The 26,275-nt window shown below is 59.6% G+C and carries 24 protein-coding genes and 3 pseudogenes; 9 read left to right on the top strand and 18 right to left on the bottom strand.

Going from position 1 to position 26,275, the window contains the following annotated elements:
• Positions 1-33 precede the first annotated feature (33 nt).
• Both cgi121 and C482_RS03885 read right to left on the bottom strand, forming a co-directional pair.
• Complete coding sequence (gene cgi121, locus C482_RS03890) at positions 34-561, bottom strand: KEOPS complex subunit Cgi121 (RefSeq protein WP_006166171.1); 528 nt, start codon at positions 559-561, stop codon at positions 34-36.
• Positions 561-2,972 carry an ATP-dependent DNA helicase gene (locus C482_RS03885; RefSeq protein ID WP_006166170.1) on the bottom strand — a complete coding sequence of 804 codons (2,412 nt, stop codon included), beginning with the start codon at positions 2,970-2,972 and terminating at the stop codon, positions 561-563. The genes cgi121 and C482_RS03885 overlap by 1 nt, the downstream gene beginning before the upstream one ends.
• A 211-nt stretch (positions 2,973-3,183) precedes the next feature.
• Between C482_RS03885 and C482_RS03880 the strand changes: the two genes are divergently transcribed.
• Positions 3,184-3,615 carry a universal stress protein gene (locus C482_RS03880; protein WP_006166169.1) on the top strand — a complete coding sequence of 144 codons (432 nt, stop codon included), beginning with the start codon at positions 3,184-3,186 and terminating at the stop codon, positions 3,613-3,615.
• A 5-nt stretch (positions 3,616-3,620) separates the two neighbouring features.
• Here the strand turns inward: C482_RS03880 and C482_RS03875 are convergent, their stop codons facing one another.
• The 3 genes from C482_RS03875 to C482_RS03865 all read right to left on the bottom strand — a co-directional run bounded on the left by C482_RS03875 (position 3,621) and on the right by C482_RS03865 (position 5,998).
• Positions 3,621-4,829 (bottom strand): inorganic phosphate transporter, encoded by a 1,209-nt coding sequence (locus C482_RS03875; protein ID WP_006166168.1) that lies wholly within the window; start codon positions 4,827-4,829, stop codon positions 3,621-3,623.
• An 81-nt stretch (positions 4,830-4,910) separates the two neighbouring features.
• A complete protein-coding gene (locus C482_RS03870) occupies positions 4,911-5,645 on the bottom strand; it encodes a DICT sensory domain-containing protein (protein WP_006166167.1) in 735 nt (244 codons plus the stop codon).
• Positions 5,642-5,998, bottom strand: a complete 357-nt coding sequence (locus tag C482_RS03865; protein ID WP_006166166.1) for a DUF7344 domain-containing protein — start codon at positions 5,996-5,998, stop codon at positions 5,642-5,644. The genes C482_RS03870 and C482_RS03865 overlap by 4 nt, the downstream gene beginning before the upstream one ends.
• Positions 5,999-6,170: 172 nt before the next feature.
• Between C482_RS03865 and C482_RS03860 the strand changes: the two genes are divergently transcribed.
• The gene (locus C482_RS03860) at positions 6,171-6,416 is read left to right on the top strand and encodes a ferredoxin (RefSeq protein ID WP_006166165.1); all 246 of its coding nucleotides are present in this window, start codon (positions 6,171-6,173) and stop codon (positions 6,414-6,416) included.
• A 24-nt stretch (positions 6,417-6,440) separates the two neighbouring features.
• Here the strand turns inward: C482_RS03860 and C482_RS20270 are convergent.
• A pseudogene (locus C482_RS20270) lies at positions 6,441-6,620 on the bottom strand (helix-turn-helix domain-containing protein); the annotation flags it as partial.
• 130 nt (positions 6,621-6,750) lie between these two features.
• On the opposite strand from C482_RS20270, the pseudogene C482_RS20265 reads away from it, so the two are divergent.
• Together C482_RS20265 and C482_RS21040 are read left to right on the top strand one after the other, a co-directional pair.
• A pseudogene (locus tag C482_RS20265) lies at positions 6,751-7,358 on the top strand (transposase); the annotation flags it as partial.
• Between the two features lie 150 nt (positions 7,359-7,508).
• Positions 7,509-8,756 (top strand): hypothetical protein, encoded by a 1,248-nt coding sequence (locus C482_RS21040; protein ID WP_152421962.1) that lies wholly within the window; start codon positions 7,509-7,511, stop codon positions 8,754-8,756.
• 28 nt (positions 8,757-8,784) lie between these two features.
• On the opposite strand, the gene C482_RS21035 is transcribed toward C482_RS21040, so the two are convergent.
• From C482_RS21035 to mdh, 4 genes and pseudogenes are all read right to left on the bottom strand, one after another.
• Positions 8,785-9,402: a hypothetical protein gene (locus C482_RS21035; protein WP_152421961.1), complete on the bottom strand. Its 618-nt coding sequence runs from the start codon at positions 9,400-9,402 to the stop codon at positions 8,785-8,787.
• A gap of 202 nt (positions 9,403-9,604) precedes the next feature.
• A pseudogene (locus C482_RS03845) lies at positions 9,605-10,434 on the bottom strand (IS1595 family transposase).
• Between the two features lie 399 nt (positions 10,435-10,833).
• On the bottom strand, positions 10,834-11,076 hold the full coding sequence (locus tag C482_RS03840; RefSeq protein ID WP_394295531.1) for an HAD hydrolase-like protein: 243 nt from the start codon (positions 11,074-11,076) through the stop codon (positions 10,834-10,836).
• A gap of 109 nt (positions 11,077-11,185) precedes the next feature.
• Complete coding sequence (gene mdh / locus C482_RS03835; RefSeq protein WP_049896463.1) at positions 11,186-12,100, bottom strand: malate dehydrogenase; 915 nt, start codon at positions 12,098-12,100, stop codon at positions 11,186-11,188.
• 179 nt (positions 12,101-12,279) lie between these two features.
• Between mdh and C482_RS03830 the strand changes: the two genes are divergently transcribed.
• From C482_RS03830 to C482_RS03820, 3 genes are all read left to right on the top strand, one after another.
• Complete coding sequence (locus C482_RS03830; protein ID WP_049896462.1) at positions 12,280-12,729, top strand: TIGR00725 family protein; 450 nt, start codon at positions 12,280-12,282, stop codon at positions 12,727-12,729.
• 111 nt (positions 12,730-12,840) lie between these two features.
• Positions 12,841-13,281 (top strand): GNAT family N-acetyltransferase, encoded by a 441-nt coding sequence (locus tag C482_RS03825; RefSeq protein WP_006166158.1) that lies wholly within the window; start codon positions 12,841-12,843, stop codon positions 13,279-13,281.
• 61 nt (positions 13,282-13,342) lie between these two features.
• Entirely contained in the window at positions 13,343-14,107 is a 765-nt protein-coding gene (locus tag C482_RS03820) for an Sjogren's syndrome/scleroderma autoantigen 1 family protein (protein ID WP_006166157.1), read from the top strand.
• A 53-nt stretch (positions 14,108-14,160) separates the two neighbouring features.
• On the opposite strand, the gene C482_RS03815 is transcribed toward C482_RS03820, so the two are convergent.
• The 7 genes from C482_RS03815 to C482_RS03790 all read right to left on the bottom strand — a co-directional run bounded on the left by C482_RS03815 (position 14,161) and on the right by C482_RS03790 (position 23,465).
• Positions 14,161-16,290 carry a cation:proton antiporter gene (locus C482_RS03815; protein ID WP_006166156.1) on the bottom strand — a complete coding sequence of 710 codons (2,130 nt, stop codon included), beginning with the start codon at positions 16,288-16,290 and terminating at the stop codon, positions 14,161-14,163.
• Positions 16,291-16,511: 221 nt separating this feature from the next.
• Positions 16,512-19,019, bottom strand: a complete 2,508-nt coding sequence (locus C482_RS03810) for a DEAD/DEAH box helicase (RefSeq protein WP_006166155.1) — start codon at positions 19,017-19,019, stop codon at positions 16,512-16,514.
• Between the two features lie 344 nt (positions 19,020-19,363).
• A complete protein-coding gene (locus tag C482_RS03805; protein ID WP_049896470.1) occupies positions 19,364-19,954 on the bottom strand; it encodes a diacylglycerol/polyprenol kinase family protein in 591 nt (196 codons plus the stop codon).
• A 153-nt stretch (positions 19,955-20,107) separates the two neighbouring features.
• Complete coding sequence (locus tag C482_RS03800; RefSeq protein ID WP_006166153.1) at positions 20,108-20,542, bottom strand: DUF5518 domain-containing protein; 435 nt, start codon at positions 20,540-20,542, stop codon at positions 20,108-20,110.
• Positions 20,543-20,624: 82 nt separating this feature from the next.
• On the bottom strand, positions 20,625-20,750 hold the full coding sequence (locus C482_RS22600; protein WP_275039616.1) for a hypothetical protein: 126 nt from the start codon (positions 20,748-20,750) through the stop codon (positions 20,625-20,627).
• A gap of 51 nt (positions 20,751-20,801) precedes the next feature.
• On the bottom strand, positions 20,802-22,592 hold the full coding sequence (glyS, locus tag C482_RS03795) for a glycine--tRNA ligase (protein ID WP_006166152.1): 1,791 nt from the start codon (positions 22,590-22,592) through the stop codon (positions 20,802-20,804).
• Positions 22,593-22,613: 21 nt separating this feature from the next.
• The gene (locus C482_RS03790; RefSeq protein WP_006166151.1) at positions 22,614-23,465 is read right to left on the bottom strand and encodes a CBS domain-containing protein; all 852 of its coding nucleotides are present in this window, start codon (positions 23,463-23,465) and stop codon (positions 22,614-22,616) included.
• Between the two features lie 135 nt (positions 23,466-23,600).
• Here C482_RS03790 and C482_RS21730 point away from each other — a divergent pair, with 135 nt between their 5' ends.
• On the top strand, positions 23,601-23,762 hold the full coding sequence (locus C482_RS21730; RefSeq protein ID WP_006166150.1) for a DUF7556 family protein: 162 nt from the start codon (positions 23,601-23,603) through the stop codon (positions 23,760-23,762).
• A 289-nt stretch (positions 23,763-24,051) separates the two neighbouring features.
• On the opposite strand, the gene C482_RS03785 is transcribed toward C482_RS21730, so the two are convergent.
• Entirely contained in the window at positions 24,052-25,104 is a 1,053-nt protein-coding gene (locus C482_RS03785; RefSeq protein ID WP_049896460.1) for a hypothetical protein, read from the bottom strand.
• A 247-nt stretch (positions 25,105-25,351) separates the two neighbouring features.
• Here C482_RS03785 and C482_RS03780 point away from each other — a divergent pair, with 247 nt between their 5' ends.
• Entirely contained in the window at positions 25,352-25,933 is a 582-nt protein-coding gene (locus C482_RS03780) for a hypothetical protein (protein ID WP_006166148.1), read from the top strand.
• The last annotated feature ends 342 nt before the right edge of the window (positions 25,934-26,275 follow it).

Below are 26,275 nucleotides of genomic sequence, written 5' to 3'. Positions count from 1 at the left end.
TACCGATTTGAGGACAGTGTTCGTGTGCCAATGTTACTTCTGGACTTCGAGTAACGCCACTCGCTCGCGAACCAGCGCCTCGAGTGAGGCGTCCGTCGCGGCGCGTTCGGCGTCAGTGATATCGAAGAACGACTGCAGGGTCTCCTCGTCCGGATCGTCGAGCGTCAATTCGGATTCGACGAACGATTCAAGATCTGTGATCGCCTCGCGGGCGGCCTCGAGGTCGCCGCGTTCGTTCTCCGTCGACCCAGCGTGGTCGATGAGGATGACGGCGCGAGTCTCGCCCTGGCTGACGCCCATCTCGAGTGCCTGGTCGATCTGCCGTCGGCCCGCCGCGTAGAGCAGTATCTCGACTGCCCGGTCGCGAGCGACGTTCTCGCCGCGCTCGAGCGCGCGGTCTGCGAACTGGGCGGCCCGCTGGAGGTGTTGCTGGCCGGCGACGTATCGCGCGTCGAAGGCCTGTATTGTCACGCCGTGGCGCTCGCTGATCTCGCCAAGGTCGGTGACGAACGCATCGAGGTCGTCGACTGCGAGGCGACACTCGAGTAGCTCTGGGTCCATTAGAAGTCACCCAGGCTGGATTGGTTGTCGTCGGCGTCGGCATCGGTATTCGTGTCGTTCTCGGTGGTGCTCAGTTCGCCGCTACTCGAGTTCGATGCTCCACTCAACCCGGAGCCGCCCTCGACCGGAATCGGCTCGACGCTGTCCATCGACGGATCTTCGCGCCCGGCGTTCTCGAGGATATTCTCGGCCGTCTTCTCGCCCTTGAGGACGTGCAGGATCACACCCTTGTCGGCGGACCGGAGGGCTGCCGGTTCCTCGATGCCTGCCGCGTAGAGCCGCCGGGCACGCTTGCGGCCAATTCCGCTCACCGAGACGAGTTCGAGCAGTTCCTCACTCACGCCGTGTTCGACGCGGGCGCGAGCCTCGCGGACCGCGACGGCCCACTCGGTGTCGATCTCGCTCGCGAGTGACTCTGCCGCACCGAGCAGCCACTCGGCAGTGTCGACCTTCCCACGGAGATCACCGGGGCCGATCTTGTACCGCTCGGTGATCTGTTCCTCGTCGTCCTCGCTCGCCCAGTCCTCGAGTAGCTTGCCGGTCTTGAGGGCGGCGAGCCAGTCCTCGAAGCGTTCTTCTTCGAACTCGCTGGGTGCGTCGCCGAGCAGTTCGCGCTCGCGCTCGTAGTAGAGTTCGCCGAATGTCTCGTCCTCGCCCGAGCGCAGGTAAAGTTCGTACATGTCGGGGGTTCGTGAGACGAGCTGGTAGAGTCCGAGGGCGGTCGGGCGCTCGTCGGCGTCCTCGAGCCCGTGGACGATTTCGGCGGCGCTCATCGGATCGAGGTAGAGCCGCGAGACGGTGTGGCCGAGGCTGGTGGCCTCGAGGTCCTCTTCTTGACCGGTTGTGCCCCCGCTATCACCGCCACCACTACCGCTATCGGCCAGGTCGGCCGCCGACGTGAACGCACTCGCCGCGTCGGCCTCGCTGTTGAGCGTGTCCTCGGGACCGCCGCTGCGTTCGATGAAATCGTTCCGTTCCAGGTAGCTCAACACGTCGTCGGTCACCCGCTCGAGCCGTCCTCCCTCGCTCGACTGACTCGCATAGAGCGTGGCCTCGAGGAACTCGAGTAGCCCCGCACGTGTGCGGGCAAATCCGGAAGCGATCGTGGCGAGCACGTGCGTCCGCAGCGCCGGCTCTGCGGCCAGCTTCGAGCGGACAGGTTCGGGCTCGGCCCAGACGTAGCGGTCGAACAGCTCCTGGCTCTCGTCGTGGTTCTTCGCGAGCAGGACGGCCTCGCCGTAGGGGTCGAGACCCGGACGTCCGGCCCGCCCCATCATCTGGTGGATTTCGAGTACGTCAAGTGGGGCCATCCCGCCCGCGCTCGGATCGAAGCGCCGCCAGTCGCGGACGATGACACGCCGTGCCGGCGTGTTCACCCCTGCGGCAAGCGTCGGCGTCGCGGAGATGACCTTCAGTAGGCGGTCGCGGAAGGCGTCCTCGACCAGACTGCGCTGGGTACTCGAGAGCCCCGCGTGGTGGAACGCCGAGCCGCGCTCGACGCAGTCGGCCAGGTCCTGACTCGTCTCGGTGTCGCTGTCCTCGCGGATCTCGGCGGCCAGCTCTGCCAGGTCGCTTTGCTCACCGGCGGTCAGTTCGCGACTCGAGACCTGTCCGAGTCTGCGGGCAGCGGCCTCGGCGTTTCGCCTGGAGTTCACGAAGACGAGCGAGGAGCCGCCCTCCTCGAGGATGTCACGGACGAGTGCGGCTTCTTGCTTCTCGCCGGCTTCGACGGGGACCTCTCGCGTCTCGCCGTCGTCGAAGTTGAGCGCGTTGCCGTAGTGGACGCCCATCTGGAGGTCGATCGGCCGCCAGTCGGTGTCGACCAGGTCGGCGTCGAGCCAGTCGGCGAGTTCGTCTGCGTTGCCGACGGTTGCAGAGAGTGCGACGACCTGCAGTTGTGGGTTGAGTCGCCGGAGTTTGGCCAGGGTTACCTCGAGTGTCGGGCCGCGGTTCCGGTCGTCGATCAGGTGCACCTCGTCGCTGACGACGCAGGTGAGATCCGAGAGCCAGTCCGCGCCGTTTCGCACGAGCGAGTCCACCTTCTCGCTGGTCGCGACGATGATGTCCTTCGTGGCGAGCCACTCGCTGGTCGACTCGTAGTTGCCGGTGGCGACGCCGGTTGTGACGCCGAACTCCTCGTAGGCGTCGAACTCGGCCTTCTTTTCGCTGGCCAGGGCTCGCAGCGGGACGATGTACAGCGCCTTCCCGCCGCGCTGGACGGCAGAGAGCATCGACAGCGCAGCGATCATGGTCTTGCCGCTGGCGGTGGGGACGGCGGCGACGAGGTTCTCACCCTCGGTCGCACCGGCCTTGACGGCCTCGGCCTGGGGCGGGTAGAGCTCCTCGATGCCCTGTTCTTCGAAGTGCGAGCGGGCACCGGGCGGGAGCCCCGACAGCTCCTCGACGTTCATTACCCGTGATTGGCGCGTCCTGTGGTTTAAACTGTCGTCTCCCGAGTCGGTATCGCTCGTCCGTTGCACGAACAGACGGGGTGGTCAGTGCAGTGTGCGTTTGCACTCTCGTCTGTGCGCCAGCAGGGCAGCGCGCGATTCGGTTCCGACGGCGTCGGTTCCCAGTCTTAGCTGGCGATAGACCGATCCCTGTGCCCGTTGTAGACGGGGCATGGTCGATCCTGACACCGTTCTCGTTCCCACGCTCGGCCGCCCTCGCGAAGACGAAGCACTCTCCTATGCCCTCGAGACGTTTCCCGACGCCAACGTAACGCTTCTTGCGGTTGTGACACCGATCGATGCGCCGATGAGCGAGGGCGGCGTCCTCGAGCGCGCCGGCGAGCGAACGCACGAGGCACGCAAGCGGAGCGCTCGTCTGCTGGCGAGGATCGACGAGTCGGCGGCCGACCGTGTCGAGATCCACAGCACAGCGGGGCGGCCCGGAACCGTCGTTCCTCGGTACGCGACCGACCACGACGTCGACCACGTCGTCATGTACGGTCACGATACCCACTCGAGCGGCCTCGTCACCCGGTTTCTCGGCCGCGGTGTCGCGACGACGGTGATCGAACGAACTCCACAGCCGGTGACGGTCCTCAAGTGAGGGTGTTACCCACCGATGACAAACGCGAGCACCTGATAGAGCCCGTAGCCGACGACGATCGAACTCCCGAGTGTCAGCAGCCAGAACGTCACCGTCACGCCGATTTTTCGACGGGAGACGCCGGCTGATCCCGCTGCCAGCCCGCCGCCGATGACACCCGAGAGGATGATGTTGTTGAGCGAGATCGGGATGCCGAGTGCGATCGCGAGCTGTGCGATAATGAACCCGGGAACCAGCGCGGCGATTGAGCGTCGGACGCCGAGTTGGGCGTACTCTCTCGAGGTCGCCTGTAACAATCGTGGTGCTGCCATCCAGGCTCCGGCGAGAATACCTGTCGCACCGATCGAGAGCAGGACGATTCCCGGAAGACCGAGTTCGACACGAAAGAGGTTCTCGAGTGGCCCGGTCGCGAGCCCGACCTGTGAGCCGCCAGAGGAAAACGCGACGATCCCGCCGAGGACGAGCAAAAACGAACGGATGCCGGTCTCGACGGAGACACGAACTTGTCTTCTGACCCAGTAAAACCAGAGCGCACCGAAGACAATCGTCACGATGATAACGCCTACTGTCACGTCTGCGACGAGTGTCGGACCCCCGCCGATCTGCTGGGCGAGAAATCGCGCAAGCGTCCCCTGATCGGCGGCTGGATCCGGAATAACCCCGAGACGAATGTTTGCGACAATCGCGCCGACGATTCCTGCAAGCAGCGGAACGCCGACCGTCTCCGGGATCTCTTCGCGCCTGAGTGTGACTGCGGTCGCGTACGCCAATCCGCCCGACATGAACGGGACCATGACCCAGAACGTTCCGAGTCGCTGGTAGGTCGCCATCGCTGGATCACCACCGAGTGAGAGGCCAACACCGACCATCGCACCCGTCGTTGCAAACGCCGCGGGGATCGGATACCGGGTGTAGATCCCGATCGCCATGAAACCAGCTGCGGTGAGCAGCCCCGCAGTTGCGGCAAGCGGCGTGATCGTAACACCGTCGATGAGGTCCGCACCGACGGTTTCGGAGATGCTACCGCCCTGCATGAGCGCACCCGCCGCGGCGAGCAAGCCGATGACAAACGCCGCTTGCATCGTCGAAATCGCGTTCGCGCCGATCGCCGGTGCGAACGGCGGGGAGTTGCTGTTCGCCCCGAGCACCCAGGCCATGAACAGACAGGTACCGATAGCGACCCCGACGAGGACGGCGAACGAGAGCGCAACCATTCGATCAACACCAGTTCGACTCCTCGGTGCAAAAGCGTTCGTTCGATCTTCGAATCTCGTGTTTTTGCCACAACCTGACCGTTACGCTTCTGGGACATCGTAGGTATCCTCGAGGTACGCCACCAGTTCGCCGACGAACGCGGGATCGTACGTCCAGAAGCCGTAGTACAGTCCGGGTTCGCGCTCCTCCGCGACCAACGCACACGCCTGGTTCTCCTCTACGGTGCCGTCGAAGACGACGAACCAGAACTGCCCAATCTCGCCCGATGCAGAGACGACCGAGAGTTCCTCGAGGGCCTTGTCCCAGTCGTCGTCAGTGAAGACAGTTACCGACAGCTCTCCACGAGCCGAGAGGCGATCATACGCCTCGCGTTGTGCTTCGAGCGCGGCCGTTCGCTGGAAACCGGCGTACAGGTGTCCCTCGGCGGCCCGCCACGCTCGATCTTCGATCTCTCTCGTAGCCGCGAGCATCTGCCGCCGATCGTAGGACGAAAAGAGCGTGTTCTCGAGGAAGTCGAACAACTCGTCCGCTTCGGTTTCGGAGGGCTCGAGGGCCCACAGCGGAGTGGTTTCAGGGGAGAGAACGGTGTCGAACTGGTCGATTCCGAGCGTCCCTCGAAAGCGGCCGTCGGCGTCTCGAATCACCACGAATCCCTCGTCGAACGCCGCGGTTCGTCGGTAGTCGACGGCCACGTTTCGGGTCGCGAACTGCCGTTCGAGTTCGTCCGCGACAGCAACGTCGGCGGCGTGAACCACGAGTCGCTTTCGCTCACGCTCGACGGCCACGAATGCATCATCCAGCCCCTCAATCGTCATTCGTCGATCTCAAGCACGGCGACGACCGCCGCGGGAATGGTGGCGTCTCGAACAGCGCTTTCTGCGTGGTCGTACTCGAGTACCCCGTAGTCGTCGAGTCGCGGCAGTATCGAGTGGTACAGATAGATGCACGCTTCATCGTACTCTGCTTCAGTCACGATCCGTCCCGTCTCGACGGCGGTTTTGCCGGCGATCGCCGTCGCGAGTTCGTCCACTGTTGCGTTCGGGTGATCGTGCAGGTAAGCGAGTGTGATCCGCGTCTTTGGTTTGGCGAGCAATTCGAGCCACTCGTCGAGCGTCTGTCCGGACGCAGTCTCCTCGATCGCCGAAAAATCGCCCTGTTCAATCCTCATGATAGATGTTGATATCTATGGGTGCTGATTGTATAAGCCACGTCCCGAGTTCGTCGGACTGTCGCGAAAAACGATACCATATACCGGACGGTGTCTGCCAACCGGTACCGACGGACGCCGATCCATCGTCCCGACCGCTAACGATTTACGACGATCGGTCCAAGCCTCGCGTATGAAGGTCGAATTCGACGAGGACACCTGTATCGGCATGTACCAGTGTGTCGCCGAGTGGGAGGGCTTCACGAAAGACAAATCGAAAGGAAAGGCGATCCTCGAGGACAGCGAAGAAGTCGAAGACGGCATCTTCGTCCGTGAGGTACCCGAGGACGCTGAACTCGACGCGAAGTTCGCCGCTCGCACGTGTCCCGTCGACGCGATTCGAATCTACGACGACGATGGCGAGCAACTAATTCCCTGATCGGGCGCTCGGGTTCCAACACTTCTACCGTTGTACTGCAGCATCGACCAGTTTCGACTCCGCCGTTCGGAGCAACGTCGAGGCCGCACTCTCCGAGCACTCGAGTGCCGTCGCTACGTTGGCCAACGATCCCGTCTGTGGTACCTCGTAGTACCCTAACTCACGAGCTATTGCTATCGCCTTCAACTGTCGTGCGGCTAGTTTCTTGATAAACAACAACATGTTTTCTCAAGGCCGTCATCTTTTCGAGTTTAATATTCTCCGGTGAGTCGCTCATCGACAAAGTGATCGGTACTAGAAGGATATTTAAGGTTCTGGTGAATCACAAGATTGCGCCGATTACGCCGTTGTTTCGCTCCATTGTCTCCGAATTTACTTGGAGAAGTCCTACCGGAAGGTGCTCGATCTTTTGAGCGAAGTACCACAAATACTGACAGATATTGCCTTCTTAAGGTCAATATCTTTGATCATTCGACGCTAGTAAAAGCATTTGGCAAGATTAAGATAGCGGTCTGGTCATGTGCGATGGACGCGATGCTTTTCGACCGCGAAAACGCCAGCAAACACTACTGCCGACGGAGGAATTACCGCGTGCAAAAGCTCAAATAATCACCCTCGTCGACACAGAGTCACAAGCTATCCTCGATGTTCACTGTACGACCGAGAAATGTCACGACACCCAACTCGGTTGGCAACTCGCCCGCCGAACACGGGCGAGTTGCACAGCCTCGCTGCCGACAAAGGTTACGATTGGCAGCAATTACGCGATAGGCTGAGAGAAGAAGAACCAATCGAACTCTGTATGGTCACAGAGCGTCGTTTGAGACTGTTTTCTCCGTGATCAAGCGCACGCTCGGCTCCGACGTGCGTGCGCAAAGCTGGTATCGAGAGTTCCGTGAAATCATTCTGATGAGTGCGGTCTACAACATCAAGCGTCCGTGAGCTAGGCAAATCCATCTCTATATAACGACTCGTTGAGACATATTTAAGGAAGATAAAAATGATGATATAGATGAAAGTATAAAATAATAGACTAACGTATATAAAATATACTAGAATACAATTATATACAACGACTGTATTTGATGAGTTATGGGAGATAATCCCGAACAACAACGTCGGAGAACCGTTTTGAAATCAGTACCGCTTGCAACCGTTTGTGGATCAATTTCGTTATCCACACTCGGTACAGCAACGTCTAATTCAGCAAATGAATATGAAGGAGTTGTTTATAATCCTTCTACCATGGATAATCTTGGTGGTATAAAAGTAGAGTTAAATGAGATTAATAATAAAATTAAGGGTGACATCAAAATTAACTTCAATTCTAAAAAGTCCCCTTCACAATACTCTTTCTCACTTGAGGATAACCCTCAATTTAACGAAAATGGTGACGGAGTTGAATTCCGACATTACTCAACAACAACAACAACATCGGAAGTTAGCAAAGAAGAATCTACGAAAAGTTCAGAGACATATATTTCAATCAATAAAAACCCTAAATCAGTAAGTGGATTTGTTGAGGGAAGCAAAGAAAGTATTGGGTACGTGGCACTTATTAAAGACCGAGAAACAAAAAGAATAGATAATAATGAATTAATAAATCCAGAGGAAGAGAATAATAGAAAAGAAAATAATGATGATGGTGATGTAGAGACGAGCCACGCAAGTTCTGACCTTGATTTCGAGGGGGATTTGATCGCAGGGTATTCTTATGAATATGAAAATGAAGGAACAAACGATTCAATGGCGAACTACGAATTGGCTGTCGGTGCCTTAGGTGAAGAAGGTGAAACAGACCACGAGAAAATAAGAAGGGGGGCAGCAAAAGATTGGTGTCTATCGACATTCTTTGTCCAAGAACCGGACCTCTCGGATTCTCCTATGTGGAGTCCGAACCCAGAGAGTTACAGTTTTTACTTTGAACCAGACAATGATGAAGTTAGACGAAATGGTATGGTGCCTGATAGTATATCGGACACTGACTCTCAATTTGATGTTTCACTTGCCCTTTCAGTTGGGCATGGGCCATTTAGTGCTGCCTTAGCTCTAAGTTCGTACGAAACTTCTCCTGAGTCAATAAATGGTAGCTATAATAACAATACGCAGCATGCAAAATGGACCCTTGAGGCAGAGAGATTCCCAGAAGATCAAGAGGAATCGTATGGTGTTCTAGTGGGTGTAAAAGATAACGTCAATGATGTATATTCTCTACAATCAGTACCTATCGGTGGAAGATTTCGTTGGACAGTTACACATCCTAATGATCCCAATATTAATCCAACACAGAGTACTATAGAGGTGCCGCTTTACCCAAGCTATCAGACATGGCCTAATTAGATAAGGTATTACACAACACCACTTCTCACTATCTATTCTCTCGCCAAAGAGTAGCAAATATCATGGTGAAACTACCAAGTGATATCAATAATATTCGAACAATTGACAGGCTATTTTCTTGGGTCCAATGTCTGCTCTCTTCTATTGTTATTAAATAGATATCTTCATTGTATTCAACAACTTCGCCCCTTTCGTAGGCAGCAATTTGTTTCCCATAAACTGTGTGTTCATCGTTTTCAATTGCTGTCTGTACTGTAGTAGAGTATTCGCCAGCAGGAGTTGCAACAGTCTTTGCGGCTTCCATTGCTGTAACCTCCTTAAGTTGTGAACCTTGGTCATTTGGATCGTATATTGTTATATACCAACCATCATCAATTTTCACAACATCATACGGGCTTTCATACTGCGATTGCCTAATATTATTGCTTGAGTTATCAACTAGAGCTTCTTGTTCTAACTCACATACACGGTTCCCAGGACATTCAACTACTCTGTCGGATTCCACAAGAGCATTTTCAACACTGTCAGTACTATTCAATTCAATTGGTTTGTAATTATATTCTATACCCCCTCCAGAAGAGTATAGATAAACCGGATTCAATATCAGCACTAGACCAATAATTAATAATATTATAGTCTTCTTCATACTTTCATTTGGTCCTGTTGTATTATAATTGTAACGTAGGATCCTTCATAGCACATTGTTGATGGAGTGCTGTCTAGTGATTTTGCATTAAGTGGTACGAGATATCCTATCGACTCCGGAACCGCTCTGTTCTCCGTCCTTGCTTATCAAGTACGCTTGTCAAACACGTTGTTAATTCTCAGAGTACAGCATCGATAGCATGTTAGAGAACTTCATCGCTCGGTTTTCTATAGAGTTCACGCTGAAGCTAAAACGCTCTGAGATACGGTGTTAACTTGTCTTTCGAGACTCCTCGATGTGGCTCTCGCAGGTATTGACGTGCACATATCCATCAGTGTATTCACCATCGCCATGGACCACGCATTCGCCCGTGAATGCGTCATCGTTCTCAAGCGGGTCGTACGCACGAAACCCGTCGGTATACACTGTCAGTGGCTTCTCTTCGTGGTCCGCAAGAAGGGACTGAGCCGTCGATTTGTCCGCGGATTTCGCTGGCACGACGAATCGCTGGCTGTTGCCACGATCGACGAGCGCGAATACCGGTGGTTTGTCTCCATCGTACGATCCACGACCACGCGTGGACAGGACACGCAAGCGTGCCTTCTGGTCGTGCTCGCGACCTTTCAACCCTGCTGGGACGTATACTCTGTCGATTTCGGCGGGGCCAAATAGCGTGAGTGAAGGCGCGTCGAGCGCTTTGCCAGAGCGCTCGACGCGCTGTCTTACCGTTTTGTACGAGAGGTCGAGTTCGGCTTCGATCTGCCGAATGCTCGCGTTGAAGCGTAAGAACAAGCAGATCATGAATTTCCACTCTTTGAGTGTGAGCTTTGAATGAGCGAAAATTGCGCCGGTCTTGTCGTTGAATGTGCGACAACAACTCTTACACAGATACCGCTGATGCACCCGGTAGCTCCCGTTTCTGACCGTCAGGACAGAACGGCAGCGGGGGAATTCGACACCGTTACATCAGCGGACCTGTTGGAACAGGTCCGCGGCAGTCGATTTCGACACCAACAGGTTCACAGGGAACATATCGGGAACCGCGCGAGCGGTGCCCTTGCCTTCTGCGACTTTGAGCCGTTTCTCTCGCCATCAGCAATCCACTTCGCAAGAGCGTATACTGTCGGACAGAACTATTCGAAGATCAGTCGTACTACTGTGGACGTCACCTTCGGGAACGGCCGAAACCCCTCAACTGTCAGACATTATTACTTCGGAGGGAGTTCAGCAGTTGCGGAGGTTTCTTATAAGGAATTGTACTGTTGAAAATCACTCTCGATTTGTCACTCATTTCTATACAGCGGCAGGGTCAGCCACTGCGTCTTGTATACTGGATCACATTTGGTTGGAAGGGGACCGAGAACCCCGACTAACTCGATCCCGGGCTGGTCGAGATGCGAGTCCGGAAACGGTAGGCTGTGTTCTGCTTTGTCACTCGCGGACCAGTCGTTTCACTCCGTGCAGGTCTTCGACCTCGTCCGTCGGTTCCACTCCCAGTTCGACCTCGCGACAGTGGGGTCGGCGAACGAAGACGGACTCGAGTCCGGCCCGTTCTGCAGCCAGGATATCGCTCTCGCTGTCGCCGATGTAGAGCGTTGACTCGACAGAGACGGATAGATCGTCCAGTGCACGCTCGAGGCTGAATGGGTATGTTACCGTTTCGGTCGGAGAGATGAATGCGGTGAGAAAATCGGTCGCGGTTGTTTGCGGTCGATCCGGCTGATCCGAATTGAGAGCAGTTCGCAATTCTCGCAGCTCTCCAGATCTCGCCGTACTGCGCCGATCAGGCGATCTTGTCGTACTGGTCCGAGAGCTTCTCTGCGGCCTCGCCGAGCTGGTTACGCTCGTACTCCGTGAGGTCCCACTCGACGACTTCCTCGACGCCGTTCGAGCCGAGTTTGACGGGAACGCCGAAGGCGGTGTCCTCGTGGCCGAATTCCCCGTCGAGTGTGACGCTTGCCGGCAGCACTTCGCCGGTGTCGCGGAGGATGGCCTCGACCATGTGGCCGACGCCGGTCGCTGGTCCCCACTCCGTCGCGCCTTTCTTCTCGATGACGTTCATCGCGGAGGTCTGGAGCTCCTCGAGAAGTTCGTCCTTCTCGTCGTCGGTGAACTCGAGGTCTTGGCCGTTGACGCGGACCTTCGAGAACACAGGGACCTGGGCGTCGCCGTGCTCGCCGAGAATCGTCGCCTCGACGTTCTGGATCGGTGCGTCGTAGCGCTGGGAGATCACGTAGCGGAAGCGAGCGGAGTCGAGTCGCCCGCCGAAGCCGATCACCTTGTCGCGTGCGCGGTCGCCCGTCTCGTAGAGGTGGCGGTTGAGCAGGTCGACTGGGTTCGACGTCGTGACGGTGATGAAGTCGTCGTTGTACTCCGCGATCGAGGAGCCGATGTCCTCCATGATCGGCGCGTTGTCACCCGCGAGGTCGATCCGCGTCTGTCCGGGCTGGCGCGGGATGCCGGCCGTGATGACGACGACGTCCGAGCCCTCGGTGGCCTCGTAGCCGCCCTGGCGGATCGTGGTGTTCGAGTCGTAGGCTGCGCCGTGGTTCGCGTCGGCGGCCTGACCGATCGTGTCGTCTTCCTTGTCCGGGATGTCGACGAAGACGAGTTCGTCTGCGATGTCCCGAAGCGCGATGTTGTACCCTGCGGCGGCCCCGACCGTTCCGGCCGCGCCGACCACGCTAACTTTCGTCATACCACGTAACGATCCGCTTGCCCCTGCGTTAAATCCGTCGAATCCCGCTCTTCTCGCACGATATGACGATATTTCTATCGACGATTGTCGAACCCTGATCGTCGTACTCACCGTCGTCGCGTGGCAGGGACAGATACACGTCCCGAACTGATATGAGCCAGCGCCGCCGTCTCACCCACATGCGAGTGAGCGTCATCGGCGGCGGAACGATCACGAACGACGAAGCCGACCGCGCCGCAGAAGTCGGCCGTGAACTCGGTCGGCGCGGCCACACGGTTGTCTGTGGCGGTCTCGGCGGGACGATGGAGGCCGTCTGCCGCGGTGCGAAAGAGGCTGGCGGGAGCACCATCGGCATCCTCCCCGGGGACCGGCGGACCACCGCAAACGAGCACATCGACGTCCCGATCGCAACCGGCCTCGCCCACGCCCGGAACGCACTCGTTCCGATGAACGGCGATGCAGTCATCGCGCTCTCCGGCGGTGTCGGCACGCTCTCCGAAATCGGCTTCGCGGGCATCTACGACCGCCCCATCGTTGGTCTCGAGACTCACGACATCGCCGGACTCGAGATCGAGACGGTCGAGACACCCACGGCCGCCGTTGATGCCGTGGAGGCAGCACTCGAGTAACCCTGTCGCGACCCGATTCCTGACTCGTTGTACGACAGCCGCTATCGGTACTTGCCACCGCCGCCATACCGAATCGGTACCGGCTTTGTGCGTCCCCTCCTCGGTCCACCTATGACTGATTCGAACACCGCCGATGCCACTGCTGACCCGTACACCATCCATGAGGAACTTCCTGATCCTGAAACGTTCGCTGCGCTGCGCGAGGCCGCCGACATGCCGCCACGCTCTCCCGAGGGCATCGAACAGGGACTCCCTAACTCCGTCTACGGCGTAATCGTTGTCCACGAACCAACCGGCGAGACGGTCGGCATGGGCCGCATCGTCGGTGACGGTGGCACCGTCTACCAGATCTCGGATATGGCTGTCCACCCCGACCACCAGCGCCAGGGACTCGGCACGCAAATTATGGCCCAACTCGAGTCCTACCTCGAGACGGAAGCGCCCCCGTCGGCGTACGTCAACCTCATGGCCGACATCGACGGCTTCTACGAGTCGTTCGGCTACGAGGAGACGCGACCGGCGTCGAAGGGGATGTATCGGCGGACGGAGTGACCCCAAATTCGGTGGGTTCGCCTTCGCAGCTTTTTCGACGGATGCCACCGTTCTAGTGGATATGAGTGACTTCGATAAGGAGGCCGAGCGCGAGAAGCTTCGGGAGAAGTACGAGCGCGACAAGGAAGAGCGACAGGCCACCCAGCGTATGAGCGACCTGCTGCTCAAGGGAGCGACGATGACGAACTCCCACTGTGGCACCTGCGGCGACCCGCTCTTTCAGGAGAACGGCACGACGTTCTGTCCAAGCTGTCACGGGAATCCGGATGCCGTGCAGGGGACCGGACTGGAGGCGGACGCGGCTGACGCGGATGCAGCCGAGGATGCTACGCCCGAAGAGACTGCGCCCGAGGCCGGGGCTGGGCCCGAGACCGCCACAGACGAGCGAAACGCCGCCGCGGACTCGTCCGAGACGGCCGACCGCGCCGACACCGACGCGCCAAGAGATCCCAAAGTCACGTCTCAGCCGTCGGATGAGACTGATTCGGACCGTACGGATGCAGACCGGTCACGGCCAGCGTCGGGGTCGTACTCTCAGTCTCAGCCGCAGACTCAGTCTCAGCCTCAGAGTCGGACCCAGTCCCAGAACCAGACCAAGGCCCACCCAGAGTCACCACCTCGCCGCGACGAGCCAACACCGGCCAGCAGTGTCGACACGAACGCCACTGACAGCAGCGCCGGCGACCGCTCCGCCGCTCGCGACTCGCTGACGCGTGCACTCGAGAAGTTCGCCGCCGAGGCAGCGGCTACCGACGACCCGCGGTACGCGAAAGAGTGTCTCGAGGCAGCTCGTGAAGCGAGCGAGACGCTGGAGTCGCTTCGCTGAGTTCGCCCGTCGTCGCTGTCGCGATTGCTGACGTTGCCGACCACCGGTGGCGATCAGGAGAACCGGAGGAATTGCCGGTCGTCCGTTTGCTCTGCCACCGCCGGATACAGTATCACGAAGTTCCCCTCGGTGAGCCGCGCGATTCGTGCTGGCAGTGTCTGGAGCTCCGGATGCCATCCCGTGTCTGTCCGGCGAGAGCTCAGACAGACGATCAGGTCGCCCGCCTCACCTGCGCTGCGAAGCGGTTGGGTCAGGTCATCCCAGTCCGCGACCGTGTCGAACTCGACTGGCTGTTCCGGTGCAATGTCCTCCATCAGCCGTTCGAACTGCGCCGACTCCTCGGCGACCACAACGCCATGGATCGGCGCTCCCGTCTGCTCAGCGACGAGGGCCACCGTGTGCAGCGCTTCGGCGATCCCGTCGTTGCGAGCCACGTTCGGGGGGAGCACGAGCACGATCCGCTGTGTTGTGTTGAGCCGGTCACGAATCCGCGCGACGAGCGCGAGCTGCGTCGTTCGCCGGAGCACCTGGTCGATCACGTGGCCGAACACCCGCTGTGTCCGCGCACGAGCGCCGTCCCACCCGATCACCAGCGTCGTGATGCGATTGTCGACCGCTGAGCCGACGATTCCCGAGGCGATATTGTGGTTTACTCGAGTGTGCGTCTCGAGTGGCACCGCTGCAGCCGCGGTCTCGTCTGTCAGCGTTTCGAGCCGCGTCTCCGCATCACCGACTGCAGCGGCGGTCTGCGTGACCGTCTCGGGACGGACGACGGTGACTGCGTGGATCGGTTCGTCGGCTCGCTCGTCGCGGATTGCCATCGCGAGTCCGAGCAGTGAGAGGGGGGCTCTCGAGTCGTGTGCCACCGGGACGAGAATTCGCTGTGGAGCTGTATCCGGGTCGTACGGTTCACGCTCGCGCGCACGAGCAATCTCTGCACCAGTTCGCTGGACGAGCGTTGGGCTGAACAGGCTGACGACGAGGATCATCACCACGACGCCGTTGATCATGTGCTGGTTGAACCCGCCGACGCCGGCCTCGAATCCGATCTGGACGATCGCAAGCGCCGCCGCAGCCTGGCCGACGGAGAGGCCGAACATGCTGTAGACCTCGTTGCGGTCGTAGTCGTACAGCCGGCCGGTCGCCCACGCGGCGAGGTACTTCGTGGTGACGACCATGCCGAGCAACGAGCCGGCGATGAGGAGCGTTTCGGCCCCCTCGAAGAAGACTCGTGCATCGACGAGCATCCCCACCGATAACAGGAAAAATGGGATGAACAGCGCGTTGCCGACGAACTCGATGCGGTTCATCAACGGCCCGGTTTCGGGAATCAGGCGGTTGAGCGCCAATCCGGCCAGGAACGCGCCGATGATATGCTCGACGCCGACGAGTTCGGCGAGGATTGCACAGCCGAAGAGGACGGCGAGGACGAACAGGTACTCGAAGTAGCTCTCCTCGCTGTGAATCCGAAAGAACCAGCGCCCGAGCCGCGGCACGACGAGCCAGACGCCGACGAAGAACACCGCGAGTCCGGCCGTCAACTGCACCCAGAACGCGGCGTCCAGATCACCACCGACCGCGGCAATCACGACCGCGAGCACGAGCAGCGCCAGCGTGTCGGTCAGGATCGTGCCGCCGATCGTCGCAGTAATAGCCTCGTTTTTCGCGATCCCAAGTTGGGTAACCACTGGATATGCGAGCAGCGTATGTGAGGAGAAGATCGCTGCGAACAGTGACGCAGCAGCAACGGACAGGTCAAGCACTGCGACGCCGACGACGGTACCCACAGCCTGCGGAATCGAAAACGAGAGCAGCCCGAAGACGATGCTTCGATCTCTGTACGCGACGAACTGCGTGAGGTTGATCTCGAGTCCGGCGATGAACAGCAGGTAGATCAGGCCGACCTCGCCGAGCACCTGAATCGTCTCGCCGCGTTCGAGGAGGTGGAGTCCGTTCGGGCCGATCACCGCGCCGACGAGGATGATGCCGACGATGCCCGGCAGCCGATACCGTTTGAGGACGAGTGGTGCGATCAGGAAAATCGCCACTGCGAGCCCGAAGATTGCAACGGGGTCGTCGAACGGAAGGGTCAACGCTACAGAACCGCCGAACAACCCCGTCAGCGGTGACTCCACGACGAGCGGCGACGTTGCCGACAAGATGTCTGATCCGGCGAGTGACACTGGCTGCTGTTATCGTCTACGGCAGGGCCTGTAACGGGTTCGCGTGCATATGCCCGCTGCCCACACTCGGTACGGCCGGTCATCGGCCCGGTTCGAATCACTATAGTAACGACTGCAACTATTTACACACTGATCGCACAGCTGTCGTGCGATCTGGTGTGCAGTGACTTGCAGTGACTACTATAGCACTCCCCCGGGACAGCTACCGTTTTGGACGCGTGCTAGCCTGGTCCGGTGTACTCGCTGCCGATAACCTCTCGCATTCGTTCAGCAGTTACCTGTCCGACGCCGTCGGCCGCCTGTAACTCGTCTTCGGTCGCGATCATCACCGCTTCGACCGTGCCGAACTCCTCGAGTAGCGAGCGCGCTGTCACCGGCCCAATTTCGGCAATCGAGGAGACGACGTACTCCTGTTGCTCGGCCAGCGTCTTCGACTGCTTCTCGCCGTGGACCGAGACCTCTCGGTCTGAAAGCTCTTGTTCCCGTCCTGCGATTACTGCGAACAACTCCATCGTCTCCGTTTCCCCCTCGGTTCGGAGCACGCTCGCACCGAAGTCGACAGCCAGACTCGAGAGCGCCCCGCGAATCGCGTTGGGGTGGATGTCTCGCTGTTCGTACAGGCCGTCACCCTCGACGACGACGATGGGGCGGGCGTAGTGGCGGGCCATCGCGCCGACCTGTTCGAAGACGGAGCGGTCGCCGCCGACCAGCGAGTCGACGAAGTCGGCGACGGACTTGCGCTCGACGACGACGCGATCCGAAAGGACGTAGTCACCCACGTCGAGCGTCTCGAGTCGGACCTCGATCTCCTCGCGTCGGGAGAGGTCGCGGGCGATGTTGGCGTCCATCTCACGCTGGTCGGCGACGATTTCGATCGCGTCGCCCTCGGCCGACGGCTCGTGCGTCTCCACGTTGTCGGTCTCGCTGTCCGATTCGCCGTCCGCCGTTTCATCGTCGTTGCTGGCCGCATCGAACTCCCGCAGTCCTGGCCGATCCGAACCCCCTCCGCTTCCACTGGAAGAGTCGGGGACTGCGTCGGGATTGGTGGTGTTTTCGTCTACTTTCACTTCGCTGTCTTCCTGGCCGCCGGCATCGGTGTTGGCATTGGTGGTGGCTCCGTCGCTACTTGAGTCCCCACCGAAATCGGCGAGCGACTGCTGGGACTCGTCGAGTTCCTCGGCGAGGTCGTCGGCCATCCCCTTCAGCTCGCGCAGTTCGGACTCCATCTCTTTCTCGCGGCGGCGGGAGATCCAGAAGTAGGCCTCGTCGCGGGTGTCTTCGGCCATGAGAACGACGACACGGCCCTCGGACTGACGTCCCGTCCGACCCTTGCGCTGGATGGATCGAATTGCCGTAGGAACCGGTTCGTAAAAGAGAACGAGGTCGACTTCGGGCACGTCGAGGCCCTCTTCGGCGACCGATGTCGAGACGAGCACCTCGAACTCGGCCGCGCGGAACTCGTCTAGGACCTCCTGTTGTTGCTTCTGGGTCATGCCGTCGGATCCCTCGCGGTCGCCTTGCCCGACGAAGCGCTTCGCGTCGAAGCTATCCGAGAGGAACGCCGTCAGCGCCTCCGCCGTGTCTCGGGACTCGGTGAAGACGATCACGCGCTCGCCGCCCTCGAGTCCGAGCGTTTCCGCGAGGAGCATCCGCGTCTTGCGGTACTTGGGGTGTAACTCGTCGAAGCTTTCGGCCTTCCGCATGGCCTCACGGACGCGCGGATCCGAGACCATCCGCTGGCTGGCCTTCGACGCTCCCGAGGAGCGGGCCTGGTTGCGCTGGCGGTCGAAGTACCGCCGCAGGGCCTCGACGCTCTGGGTTTCGACGAGCGTGACCGCCTGGCGGAGCTTCATCACCTCCGCGTGGACCGACATCCCCTTGAACCCCTCCGACTGGTCGTTGTTGATCAACTGCTGTAACTCGGCGCGCATCCGGTTCAGGTCCTTCTGGGACTGGTCGGGCTGGGTCGACTTCGCGACGCCTAGCTCTTTGAGTTTCTCGAGTCGGTCTGTGATCACCTCGTTCAGCGCGTCGCGGATCTCGAGCACCTCGTCGGGGAGGTCGATCCGCTCCCACTCGACCTCCGTGTCGTGGGTGAACTCGTCGACGTCGGCGTCCTCCTCGGTCATTACCTCGACTTCCTGCAGCCCGAGGTTCTCACAGACTTCGAGGATGGCCTCCTCGTCGCCGCCGGGCGAGGCCGACATCCCCGTCACGAGCGGGTCCGTCGCATCCGCGTGGTAGCGCTCGGCGATGTAGTTGTAGGCGTAGTCGCCGGTCGCGCGGTGGCACTCGTCGAACGTCAGGTGGGTCACGTCGGCGAGCGAGATGCGACTCCCGACGAGGTCGTTTTCGATCACCTGCGGGGTGGCCATCACGATCGTCGCCTCCTCCCACAGTTCGGCGCGGTCGTCCGGGCTCACGTCGCCGGTGAAGACGACGATTTCGTCGTCGGGAATCTTGAGCGCTTCGCGGTAGAAGTCGGCGTGTTGCTGGACGAGCGGCTTCGTGGGAGCGAGCATCAGCGACGTGCCGCCGACCTCGTCGAGTCGCCGCGCCGTCACGAGCAGGCTCACGGTCGTCTTGCCGAGGCCCGTCGGGAGACAGACGAGCGTATGACCGTTCGCGGCGGTCCCGGCGAGTTTCAGCTGATAGAGGCGGCGCTCGAGAAAGTCGGACTCGAGTAGCGGGTGATCGATCGAGGGCGGCTCCTCGTCCTGGGCTGCCATTGGCGGCGGCTTCGACGCGGGTCCGGTTAAGGATTGAGAAAGCATGGTGAAAGTGAACTGTACTGGTCGCGTTGCTCCAGTGCGAATAGGTCCTACGACCTGGACGAATGAAGCGGATATACTGGAACATGACATCGAGTCGCGACGCCGTCACTGCGACGGACACGGCGGCCGCGAACGCGAGCAGTCTGGTCACCTGTACGAATTGTCGTCAGCCGTGTCGAAGTACGTCGAGCATGGTCCACCGCCACAGGCGATGCAAGTGGGGTTGTGTTCGTATCTGATCTTGAAGATATAATCGTAGGGTTCGAAAAGAAATAAACCGCCCGCGGCATGGCCCGTTTTCAGACCGGCCCGAACTCGAGTACAACCCACGCGAGCACGCCGGCGTAGATCGGAATCGTCAGGTTATCGTCGACGATGAAGTCGCCGATCTGGACCTTCACGCCGTCGGCAATAGTCGCACCGAGGGCGGCCGCGAGGACGGCAGGCGGCACCTCGTAGAGGAACGGCGCGGCGATAATCGCGCTGACGACGAACATCGTGACGAGTACCTTCGTGCTCTTGACCCGTCGCAGCGTGTTGTCCGACACGGCACCGCTGATTGGGTCGCCGATGGCGAGCATCAACATCGCCGGCAGCGCGATATCTGGCTGGAAGAGCAAGACCACGATGGTCATGCTCACCATGTAGTAGCCATAGCCCGCGAACTGGTCCTGTTCGTAGTCGCGGGTCAACTTCTCGTAGATCCAGAGGTCGAGTCCGACGTTCAATCGGACGAACTCGAGTGCAATCGTGCCGACGGCGAGGACCGTCATGAGGACGCCAAAGCGCTCCCAGGTGAGGCCGAGGTCGAGGTAGGTTGCGAGCAGATAGAGGGCGACCAGGCCGGCCCCACTCGAGTGGACGAGCCGTCGTTTGAGTTCGTCGGCCATCGTTTCGTCTCTGTCTCTTCCGTCGGAGGTGGTGACCTTCAGTGCGTCGGTTACGTTTGGGACGTGGTTGTCGCCTGTGTGGTTCGTCCTGGTCTGCTGGTCGTGATCAAACACTTGTATCCGTTGCGCAGACTGTCGCTTCCTGGTGGTGTGTTAGGAAAGCCACCGACTGATATACGCGCCGATTCCCCCAATCAGTGCCCCAAACCCGGCAGCAACGGGGTACGCGGTGAGTAGCAAGACGATCGATTCGAAGACGACGGCCTCGATGCCGAACGTCAGTGCGCGTTCCGTCATGATGAGAAGCAAGGTAATCGGTCCGAGAACGAGGACCGAGATCGCACCTGCACAGCCACCGGCTTTCAGCACCTCCTGTCGTGGCCCGGCGTAGAGTGCACCGGCGAGAGCGCCACCGACGAGCTGTCCGTAACCGACCGTGTACGAACTCGTGAGCAGTCCAGTCATATTGTACTCGACGATATTCAGAAGGGTACACACGATTGCACCCCAGAGAACGGCCGCCGCGAACGTGCCGCTCGTTATCGAGCGAACAATTTCGTCCTGAAGGGTGGACTGCTGGTGAGCCATTGCTCGCTGAAAACGTCACTCCCGAACGATAAAACGTCTCTGTTCGAGCAGCATTACGGATAGTTCGCCGTCCCGATGAGGGTTAGCCGAAGTACGCTTGCTTCTCTCTTATCGGCTCGTGTTTGCTAATCACACTCTTTGGCGGCTGGAAGACAGCGTCGTAATCGGACTCGGTGGCCCCTGTTCCCCGATCGCTGTCCCCGTTCATCCTGTCGTCCCTGTTCTCCTGTTTTGCTATACCGCTATCCCACTACCCCCGTCAGAGCTCGTCGAACTCGAGTTCACCTGCTCGAAGATCCGCCATAATTTCGGGGAGCTCCGACACCGGCAGTCGCTTCTGCGCCGTCGTATCTCGCTCGCGGACCGTGACGGTGGTCTCCTCGTTTTCGAGCGTCTCGTAATCCACGGTCACGCAGAACGGCGTGCCGACCTCGTCCTGGCGGCGGTAGCGCCGACCGATGTTACCCGAGTCGTCGTAGGTCACCGACAGACCCACGTCGCGGAGGTCCACGACGATCTCGTCCGCGGTCGCCTCGAGTTCGTCGTCGTTCTGCAGCGGGAAGACGCCGACGAAGGTGGGCGCGACTTCGGGGTCAAGTGCGAGGTAGGTACGCTCCTCGCCGTCGACCTCGTCCTCCGCGTAGGCGTGGTGAAGGACGGTGTAGACCAGCCGATCCACACCGAAGGAGGGTTCGACGACGTGGGGGACGATGTGCTCGCCGGCCTCGGTCTGTTCCTCAACTGCGAAGCCGGTCTTCTCGACAGGGATTTCGTGGCTCTCGCCGTCGAGTTCGATTTCGACACTGTCGCCCTCGAACGCAGCCCGGTCTCGGCCGGCGAGGGACTCGAGTTCGTCGACAACGTCCTGTGCTGCGCCGCCAAACTCGGGACCCAGATAACTCATGTCGGGGTCGACGGTTGCGCGCTCGACAGTCTTCGGTTCGTCGTACTGCCGGAAGACGGTAAATCGGTCTTCGGAGTATTCGGCGTGTTTCGAGAGGTCGTAGTCGCTACGGTAGGCGAAGCCGGCCATCTCGATCCAGTTACCGTCGATTTCGCTCTCGGCGTCCCAGCAGTCCGCGGCGTAGTGTGCACGCTCACCCGAGAGATGCTGGCGGAACCGGAATCGGTCCATGTCGACGCCAACCGCGTCGTACCACGGCTTCGCGACGCCGAGGAAGTAGGCGACCCACTCGTCGCCGATGATGCCCTCGTCGACGGCCTCGCCGATGGTCGTCTCGATTTCATCGCCGTCCGCTGCGTTCTGCTCGGCCGCCGGATAGAGCGTCACCTCGACGTCCGCGACCGCTTCGAGGTCCGGTTCGTCCTCCTCGGGATCGACGAAGTACTCGAGTTCGGCCTGCGTAAATTCACGCGTCCGAATGATGGAGCGCCGGGGACTGATCTCGTTGCGGTAGGCGCGGCCGATCTGGGTGACGCCGAACGGTAGTTGATTCCGGGCGTACTCCTTGAGTCGCGGGAACTCGACGAAGATGCCCTGTGCAGTCTCGGGGCGGAGGTAGCCGGGCTGGGAGTCGCCGGGGCCGATGTTCGTCGCGAACATGAGGTTGAACGTCTCGACGGCTTGGTCCGCGAGGCCGGCACCGCAGGAGGGACAGACGAGTTCGTACTCGGCGATGACCTCCTCGACCTCGGGGATGGGGAGGCTCTCGGCGTCCTCGTACTCGGTGTTGTCCTCGACGACGTGGTCCGCGCGGTGGCTCTCGCCACACTCCGGACACTCCACGAGCATGTCGTCGAAGCCGTCGAGGTGGCCCGAGGCCTCGAAGACGGGTTCGGGCATGATCGTCGGCGCGTCGATCTCCATGTTGCCTTCGGCGACCGCGAAGCGGTCGCGCCAGGCGTCCTCGACGTTGCCTTTCAGGGCTGCGCCCTGCGGACCGAAGGTGTAGAAGCCGCCGACGCCGCCGTACGCGCCCGAGGACTGGAAGAAGTAGCCCCGGCGCTTTGCGAGTTCGACGAGTTTCTCGCTCACATTATCGCTCTCAACAACTGCTTCGTCTTCTTCGGTTAGATCGTACTGTGTCATATGTCTTATTTAAGACTCAATTCATTCGTAGAGTGCTTTGAGGATATCTACGTCACAGACGATGCCAACGAGCTGCTCGCCGGTCACCATCGGAATCTGTTCGATATCGTTGCTGATCATCTGCTGTGCGCCCTCCTGAATCGTCTTCTCGGTCGAGACCGTCACCACGTCATCGCTCATGAACTCCCGTACGGGACCGTTTGGAATCTCGATGTCCCGCGTTGGGAGGTAGCGACTGCCGACGCCCTTGATCCCCTCCCAGGACCACTCCGAGTCCTGATCCGGGAAGTTGTTCCCCGTCTCTTCTTCGCCCTCGACGATGCGGGCGACCTCGATGATGTCGACCTCCGTGAGGACACCGCTCATCCCACCCTCGTCGTCCAGTGCGATCGTGTAGGGGACGTTCGCGTACGACAGCCCACGCTCGGCGACCGACAGCGGCGCGCCCTCGTAGGTCGTGTTCACGTCCTCGCTCGCGTAGCCGCCGACGGTGTCGTCAGTTTCCTGATCGCCCGTCGCAATCGCGTGGATCACGTCCGTCACCGTGATGATTCCCTCGAACTCGCCGTCGACGACCGGGACGCGGCGCGCGCCCTCCTCGACCATCGTTCGGGCGACCTCCTCGAGTGTCGTCTCGCGCGTCGTCGTCGGCACGTCGTCCATCAACATGACCAGCTGGTCTTCGTCGGGCTGCTCGATCAGCGTATCTCGAGAGACCAGTCCGCGGTACTCAGGGCCGTTGTCCGTCGGTTTTACGACCGGCACTGACGAGAACGACCGTTCCTGGAGGTACTCGAGTACGTCCGAGCGGGTGCCTGGCAGGTCGACGGTCACCACGTCCTCGCGGGGTGTCATCGCGTCGGCTACGTTCATGTCCCTACAGTAGGGCAAAAATGAGTATAAACCCAGTGTTTCGTGCGCCCGTGTTCACCAGATATGTGAGATATATTTCACTTTCTGACAGGTTGATTCGACGCGCTTATATGTCTTGGATTGCCACTCTCTACCATGGTGTCGAAACCCCACACCACAGCGGCAGACGAGACGGTCGTCGGCTCGATTGACTCTTCCGATTCGAGCGACGAGTACGTCATTGCGGATATCTCGGCCGACGACGCATGGCTCTCCATGCGAGCGGACGAGGCGATGACACTTCCGGCGTGGCGATAGGGGGTTTCTGTTCGACACGGTGGGGGCCTGTCGGGCTGCAGTGGCGTACGAGCGCACCCTTTGTTCGTATCCGCTCTGTCTTGGTTACCGTCATCGTGCGACGGCGCGTATCCCCGCCGTGAACGGCGAGGCTTTGCGCCTGCTCAACCTGTAAAACCGCTCTTCGAACTTGCCTTGTTTCGCCTCATCAAGGTGCTCACCGAGAATCTCTTCAGCGTCGTCAGGTCGTGATGGACGTTTGTTCGTGGGGTTGAGTACGAAAGCCCTAGTTTACGGAGAAACGTGCCATCTAGTATATTTCCTCTCGAAGACATAGCACTGGAACTACCGACGTGTCGTCTCGCTCCGGGAATGTTACCGTAACCTCGGCAGATTGGGGCGTCGATTCGACGACTGTTTCGAAGTCCACTTGGGGTCCCCAATTCTCACCCGATCCATATTCGAGTTCACCCTCGTTCGAATACATTGTTGTATGACGGACGACAGGGACGACAGCGGCCTCGCTCTCGAATTCCGACGGGTCAACGGCTTCTTCGTTCTCGAAGAACTCGTCCGTGACCGCATCCGGTTCAACGTCCATCGCGGTTTCACTTATTTCGGCACCATCTACCGTCCCCTTCACGATACCCTCTTCTTCAAAGAACGTTTGGACGTGATCTATAGCGGCGCTCGTTGCCTGTCTTGTGCCCCATTCGGCAAACGCCATCTCTTTCGTCTCTCCCGTTTCGGTCTCGATGGAGACACGATTGTCGTCCCTAGACTGTTCGTACTCTTGGTCGGGAGCCGCTTCAATCGAAACGGGGGGTGCTTCACCGAGAGCCAAAGTACGTTCGGTGGTCCCAGCATCTTCGCCGTCAACCTCAACACTCACTGTCTTGGGGATTCCGGCCACCTCGTCGGTGATACGGAGGACTAATCCATGATAGGCCAAATCGTGGTCTCCTGCGTCTGGAGAGACGGTCTCTACAACTGCATGGATACCGGACTCCGTGCGATCCATCGCCGCCAGTTCTAACCGATGCGGACTTGACCACAATCCCGCCAAGATGGCCACAAGATATGACTCGTTGAAATCCGTCTCGTTGATAAACGCATCCACATCCTCGTGCTGCTCTAGCCGAGCTTCGGCTGCCGCTCTATCGGCAAGAACTGTCTGGTAGGATGACGGTGTGCTTGATAGGCCATTTGCCAGTTCGCCATCCGCAAGGGGAGAGGCCCGATAGAGAGACTCAACGGACATCCCAACAGGGCTCTCTGATTCAGTTTCTTCTTCTCTGCCCAAGCACCCTATTACTCCGAACGAAAGGAGCGACGACGTTGCGATGAATTTGCGCCGTTCCATCACAATAAAGTAACCTCCTAACACCCAAATATCTTCTTCAAACTCAAATACCGATTGCAGCTATCGTCAAACACGCGAGTACGACCAGAACGGCTCAATCAGAGTTCCCGCTGAAAAGACAGTTCCCAAGTCCAGAAACAAGTGAAACGATCTCAACTCTAATCGCATAGACATCGTGCGGTCGGATGTGCAGTGATTCTCGGTGGCGACTACAACATTTAGTACACCGTCGTTGATGTCGTAGTTGATGGTCGATCATCAGCGCACAGGCAGCCGACGTGACGGCGGTCGAACCGGCGGGAATCGACCGTCCGGGTCCGGTGTCGGCCCTGGACACGGTCCCAGACCCAGAACCGACTCTGGAACCGGACTCGAGTCCACGTCCGACTCTCGGTACTCGATCGCGTCGTTGCTCTCGTCGCTCGTCCCCGAGCCACTCGCTCGGCGAGCGATTTCGGTGTCCGTGACGAGCGACCGCGACGTTTACGCCCAGGACGAGGACGTCTCGTTCACCGTCACGTTTCGGAATCGGCTCCCGGTTTCAGTTGCCGTGCCGACCCCGCGCCGCCGGCGCTGGGGCTGGTCCGTCAACGGTGAGCTCGAGGCGAGTGACGAGCGCCGGTATCTCCAGTCCGCCCCCTCTACGTTTCGGTTCAGCGCAGGTGAGCGAAAGGAGATCCGCGTGACCTGGAACGGCCGCTTCGAGCGGACCGCGGGCCGCCACGAGTACGTCGTTCCCGACCCGGGCGAGTACGAGATTCGGGCGTTCGTCGCGACCGACAACGGGCGGTATCAGCCGACCGATTCGACTGTTATCCGAATTCGGTGACCGATTCGCGAAGGCGGGTGTGTTTGAGTACGGTGTGTCGAGCGTGAGGTGTGTAGAACAAAGTGCGTGGTAGCGCGAACGTCGACCGCATCCCACGATCATCCCCCAGCTCGCGCCACAACAGATATCGTCCATATCGGTCAGAATCCCTCGCCTGATACGGTCCGTTGTAGTTCTTTACCGGTGGCCACTGCCTCGTCCGAGCGATTACCGGTAAAACGCTACAACGATCCGTATGAGCTGCCATCATCACACAGCTAGCCGTTCACCGCCGATTGCTATGGGAAACGAACCGAGAGTAGCGGGGGCGAGAACGCAGCGAACGGAGCGAGGGTGGAGACC

Origin of the sequence: Natrialba chahannaoensis JCM 10990, assembly GCF_000337135.1 — an archaeon.
Lineage (GTDB): Archaea > Halobacteriota > Halobacteria > Halobacteriales > Natrialbaceae > Natrialba > Natrialba chahannaoensis.
This window is presented reverse-complemented; position numbering and strand designations above follow the sequence as displayed.

Coding starts and splice junctions, on each gene's coding strand:
- C482_RS21035 (WP_152421961.1), bottom strand. CDS start 9,402: ATGAAGAAGACTATAATATTATTAATTATTGGTCTAGTGCTGATATTG.
- C482_RS03830 (WP_049896462.1), top strand. CDS start 12,280: ATGCGAGTGAGCGTCATCGGCGGCGGAACGATCACGAACGACGAAGCC.
- C482_RS03885 (WP_006166170.1), bottom strand. CDS start 2,972: ATGAACGTCGAGGAGCTGTCGGGGCTCCCGCCCGGTGCCCGCTCGCAC.
- C482_RS03780 (WP_006166148.1), top strand. CDS start 25,352: ATGGTCGATCATCAGCGCACAGGCAGCCGACGTGACGGCGGTCGAACC.
- C482_RS03800 (WP_006166153.1), bottom strand. CDS start 20,542: ATGGCTCACCAGCAGTCCACCCTTCAGGACGAAATTGTTCGCTCGATA.
- C482_RS03875 (WP_006166168.1), bottom strand. CDS start 4,829: ATGGTTGCGCTCTCGTTCGCCGTCCTCGTCGGGGTCGCTATCGGTACC.
- C482_RS03880 (WP_006166169.1), top strand. CDS start 3,184: ATGGTCGATCCTGACACCGTTCTCGTTCCCACGCTCGGCCGCCCTCGC.
- C482_RS21040 (WP_152421962.1), top strand. CDS start 7,509: ATGGGAGATAATCCCGAACAACAACGTCGGAGAACCGTTTTGAAATCA.
- glyS (WP_006166152.1), bottom strand. CDS start 22,592: ATGACACAGTACGATCTAACCGAAGAAGACGAAGCAGTTGTTGAGAGC.
- C482_RS03810 (WP_006166155.1), bottom strand. CDS start 19,019: ATGGCAGCCCAGGACGAGGAGCCGCCCTCGATCGATCACCCGCTACTC.
- mdh (WP_049896463.1), bottom strand. CDS start 12,100: ATGACGAAAGTTAGCGTGGTCGGCGCGGCCGGAACGGTCGGGGCCGCC.
- C482_RS03790 (WP_006166151.1), bottom strand. CDS start 23,465: ATGAACGTAGCCGACGCGATGACACCCCGCGAGGACGTGGTGACCGTC.
- C482_RS21730 (WP_006166150.1), top strand. CDS start 23,601: ATGGTGTCGAAACCCCACACCACAGCGGCAGACGAGACGGTCGTCGGC.
- C482_RS22600 (WP_275039616.1), bottom strand. CDS start 20,750: ATGAACGGGGACAGCGATCGGGGAACAGGGGCCACCGAGTCCGATTAC.
- C482_RS03865 (WP_006166166.1), bottom strand. CDS start 5,998: ATGAGGATTGAACAGGGCGATTTTTCGGCGATCGAGGAGACTGCGTCC.
- C482_RS03825 (WP_006166158.1), top strand. CDS start 12,841: ATGACTGATTCGAACACCGCCGATGCCACTGCTGACCCGTACACCATC.
- cgi121 (WP_006166171.1), bottom strand. CDS start 561: ATGGACCCAGAGCTACTCGAGTGTCGCCTCGCAGTCGACGACCTCGAT.
- C482_RS03805 (WP_049896470.1), bottom strand. CDS start 19,954: ATGGCCGACGAACTCAAACGACGGCTCGTCCACTCGAGTGGGGCCGGC.
- C482_RS03820 (WP_006166157.1), top strand. CDS start 13,343: ATGAGTGACTTCGATAAGGAGGCCGAGCGCGAGAAGCTTCGGGAGAAG.
- C482_RS03870 (WP_006166167.1), bottom strand. CDS start 5,645: ATGACGATTGAGGGGCTGGATGATGCATTCGTGGCCGTCGAGCGTGAG.
- C482_RS03860 (WP_006166165.1), top strand. CDS start 6,171: ATGAAGGTCGAATTCGACGAGGACACCTGTATCGGCATGTACCAGTGT.
- C482_RS03785 (WP_049896460.1), bottom strand. CDS start 25,104: ATGGAACGGCGCAAATTCATCGCAACGTCGTCGCTCCTTTCGTTCGGA.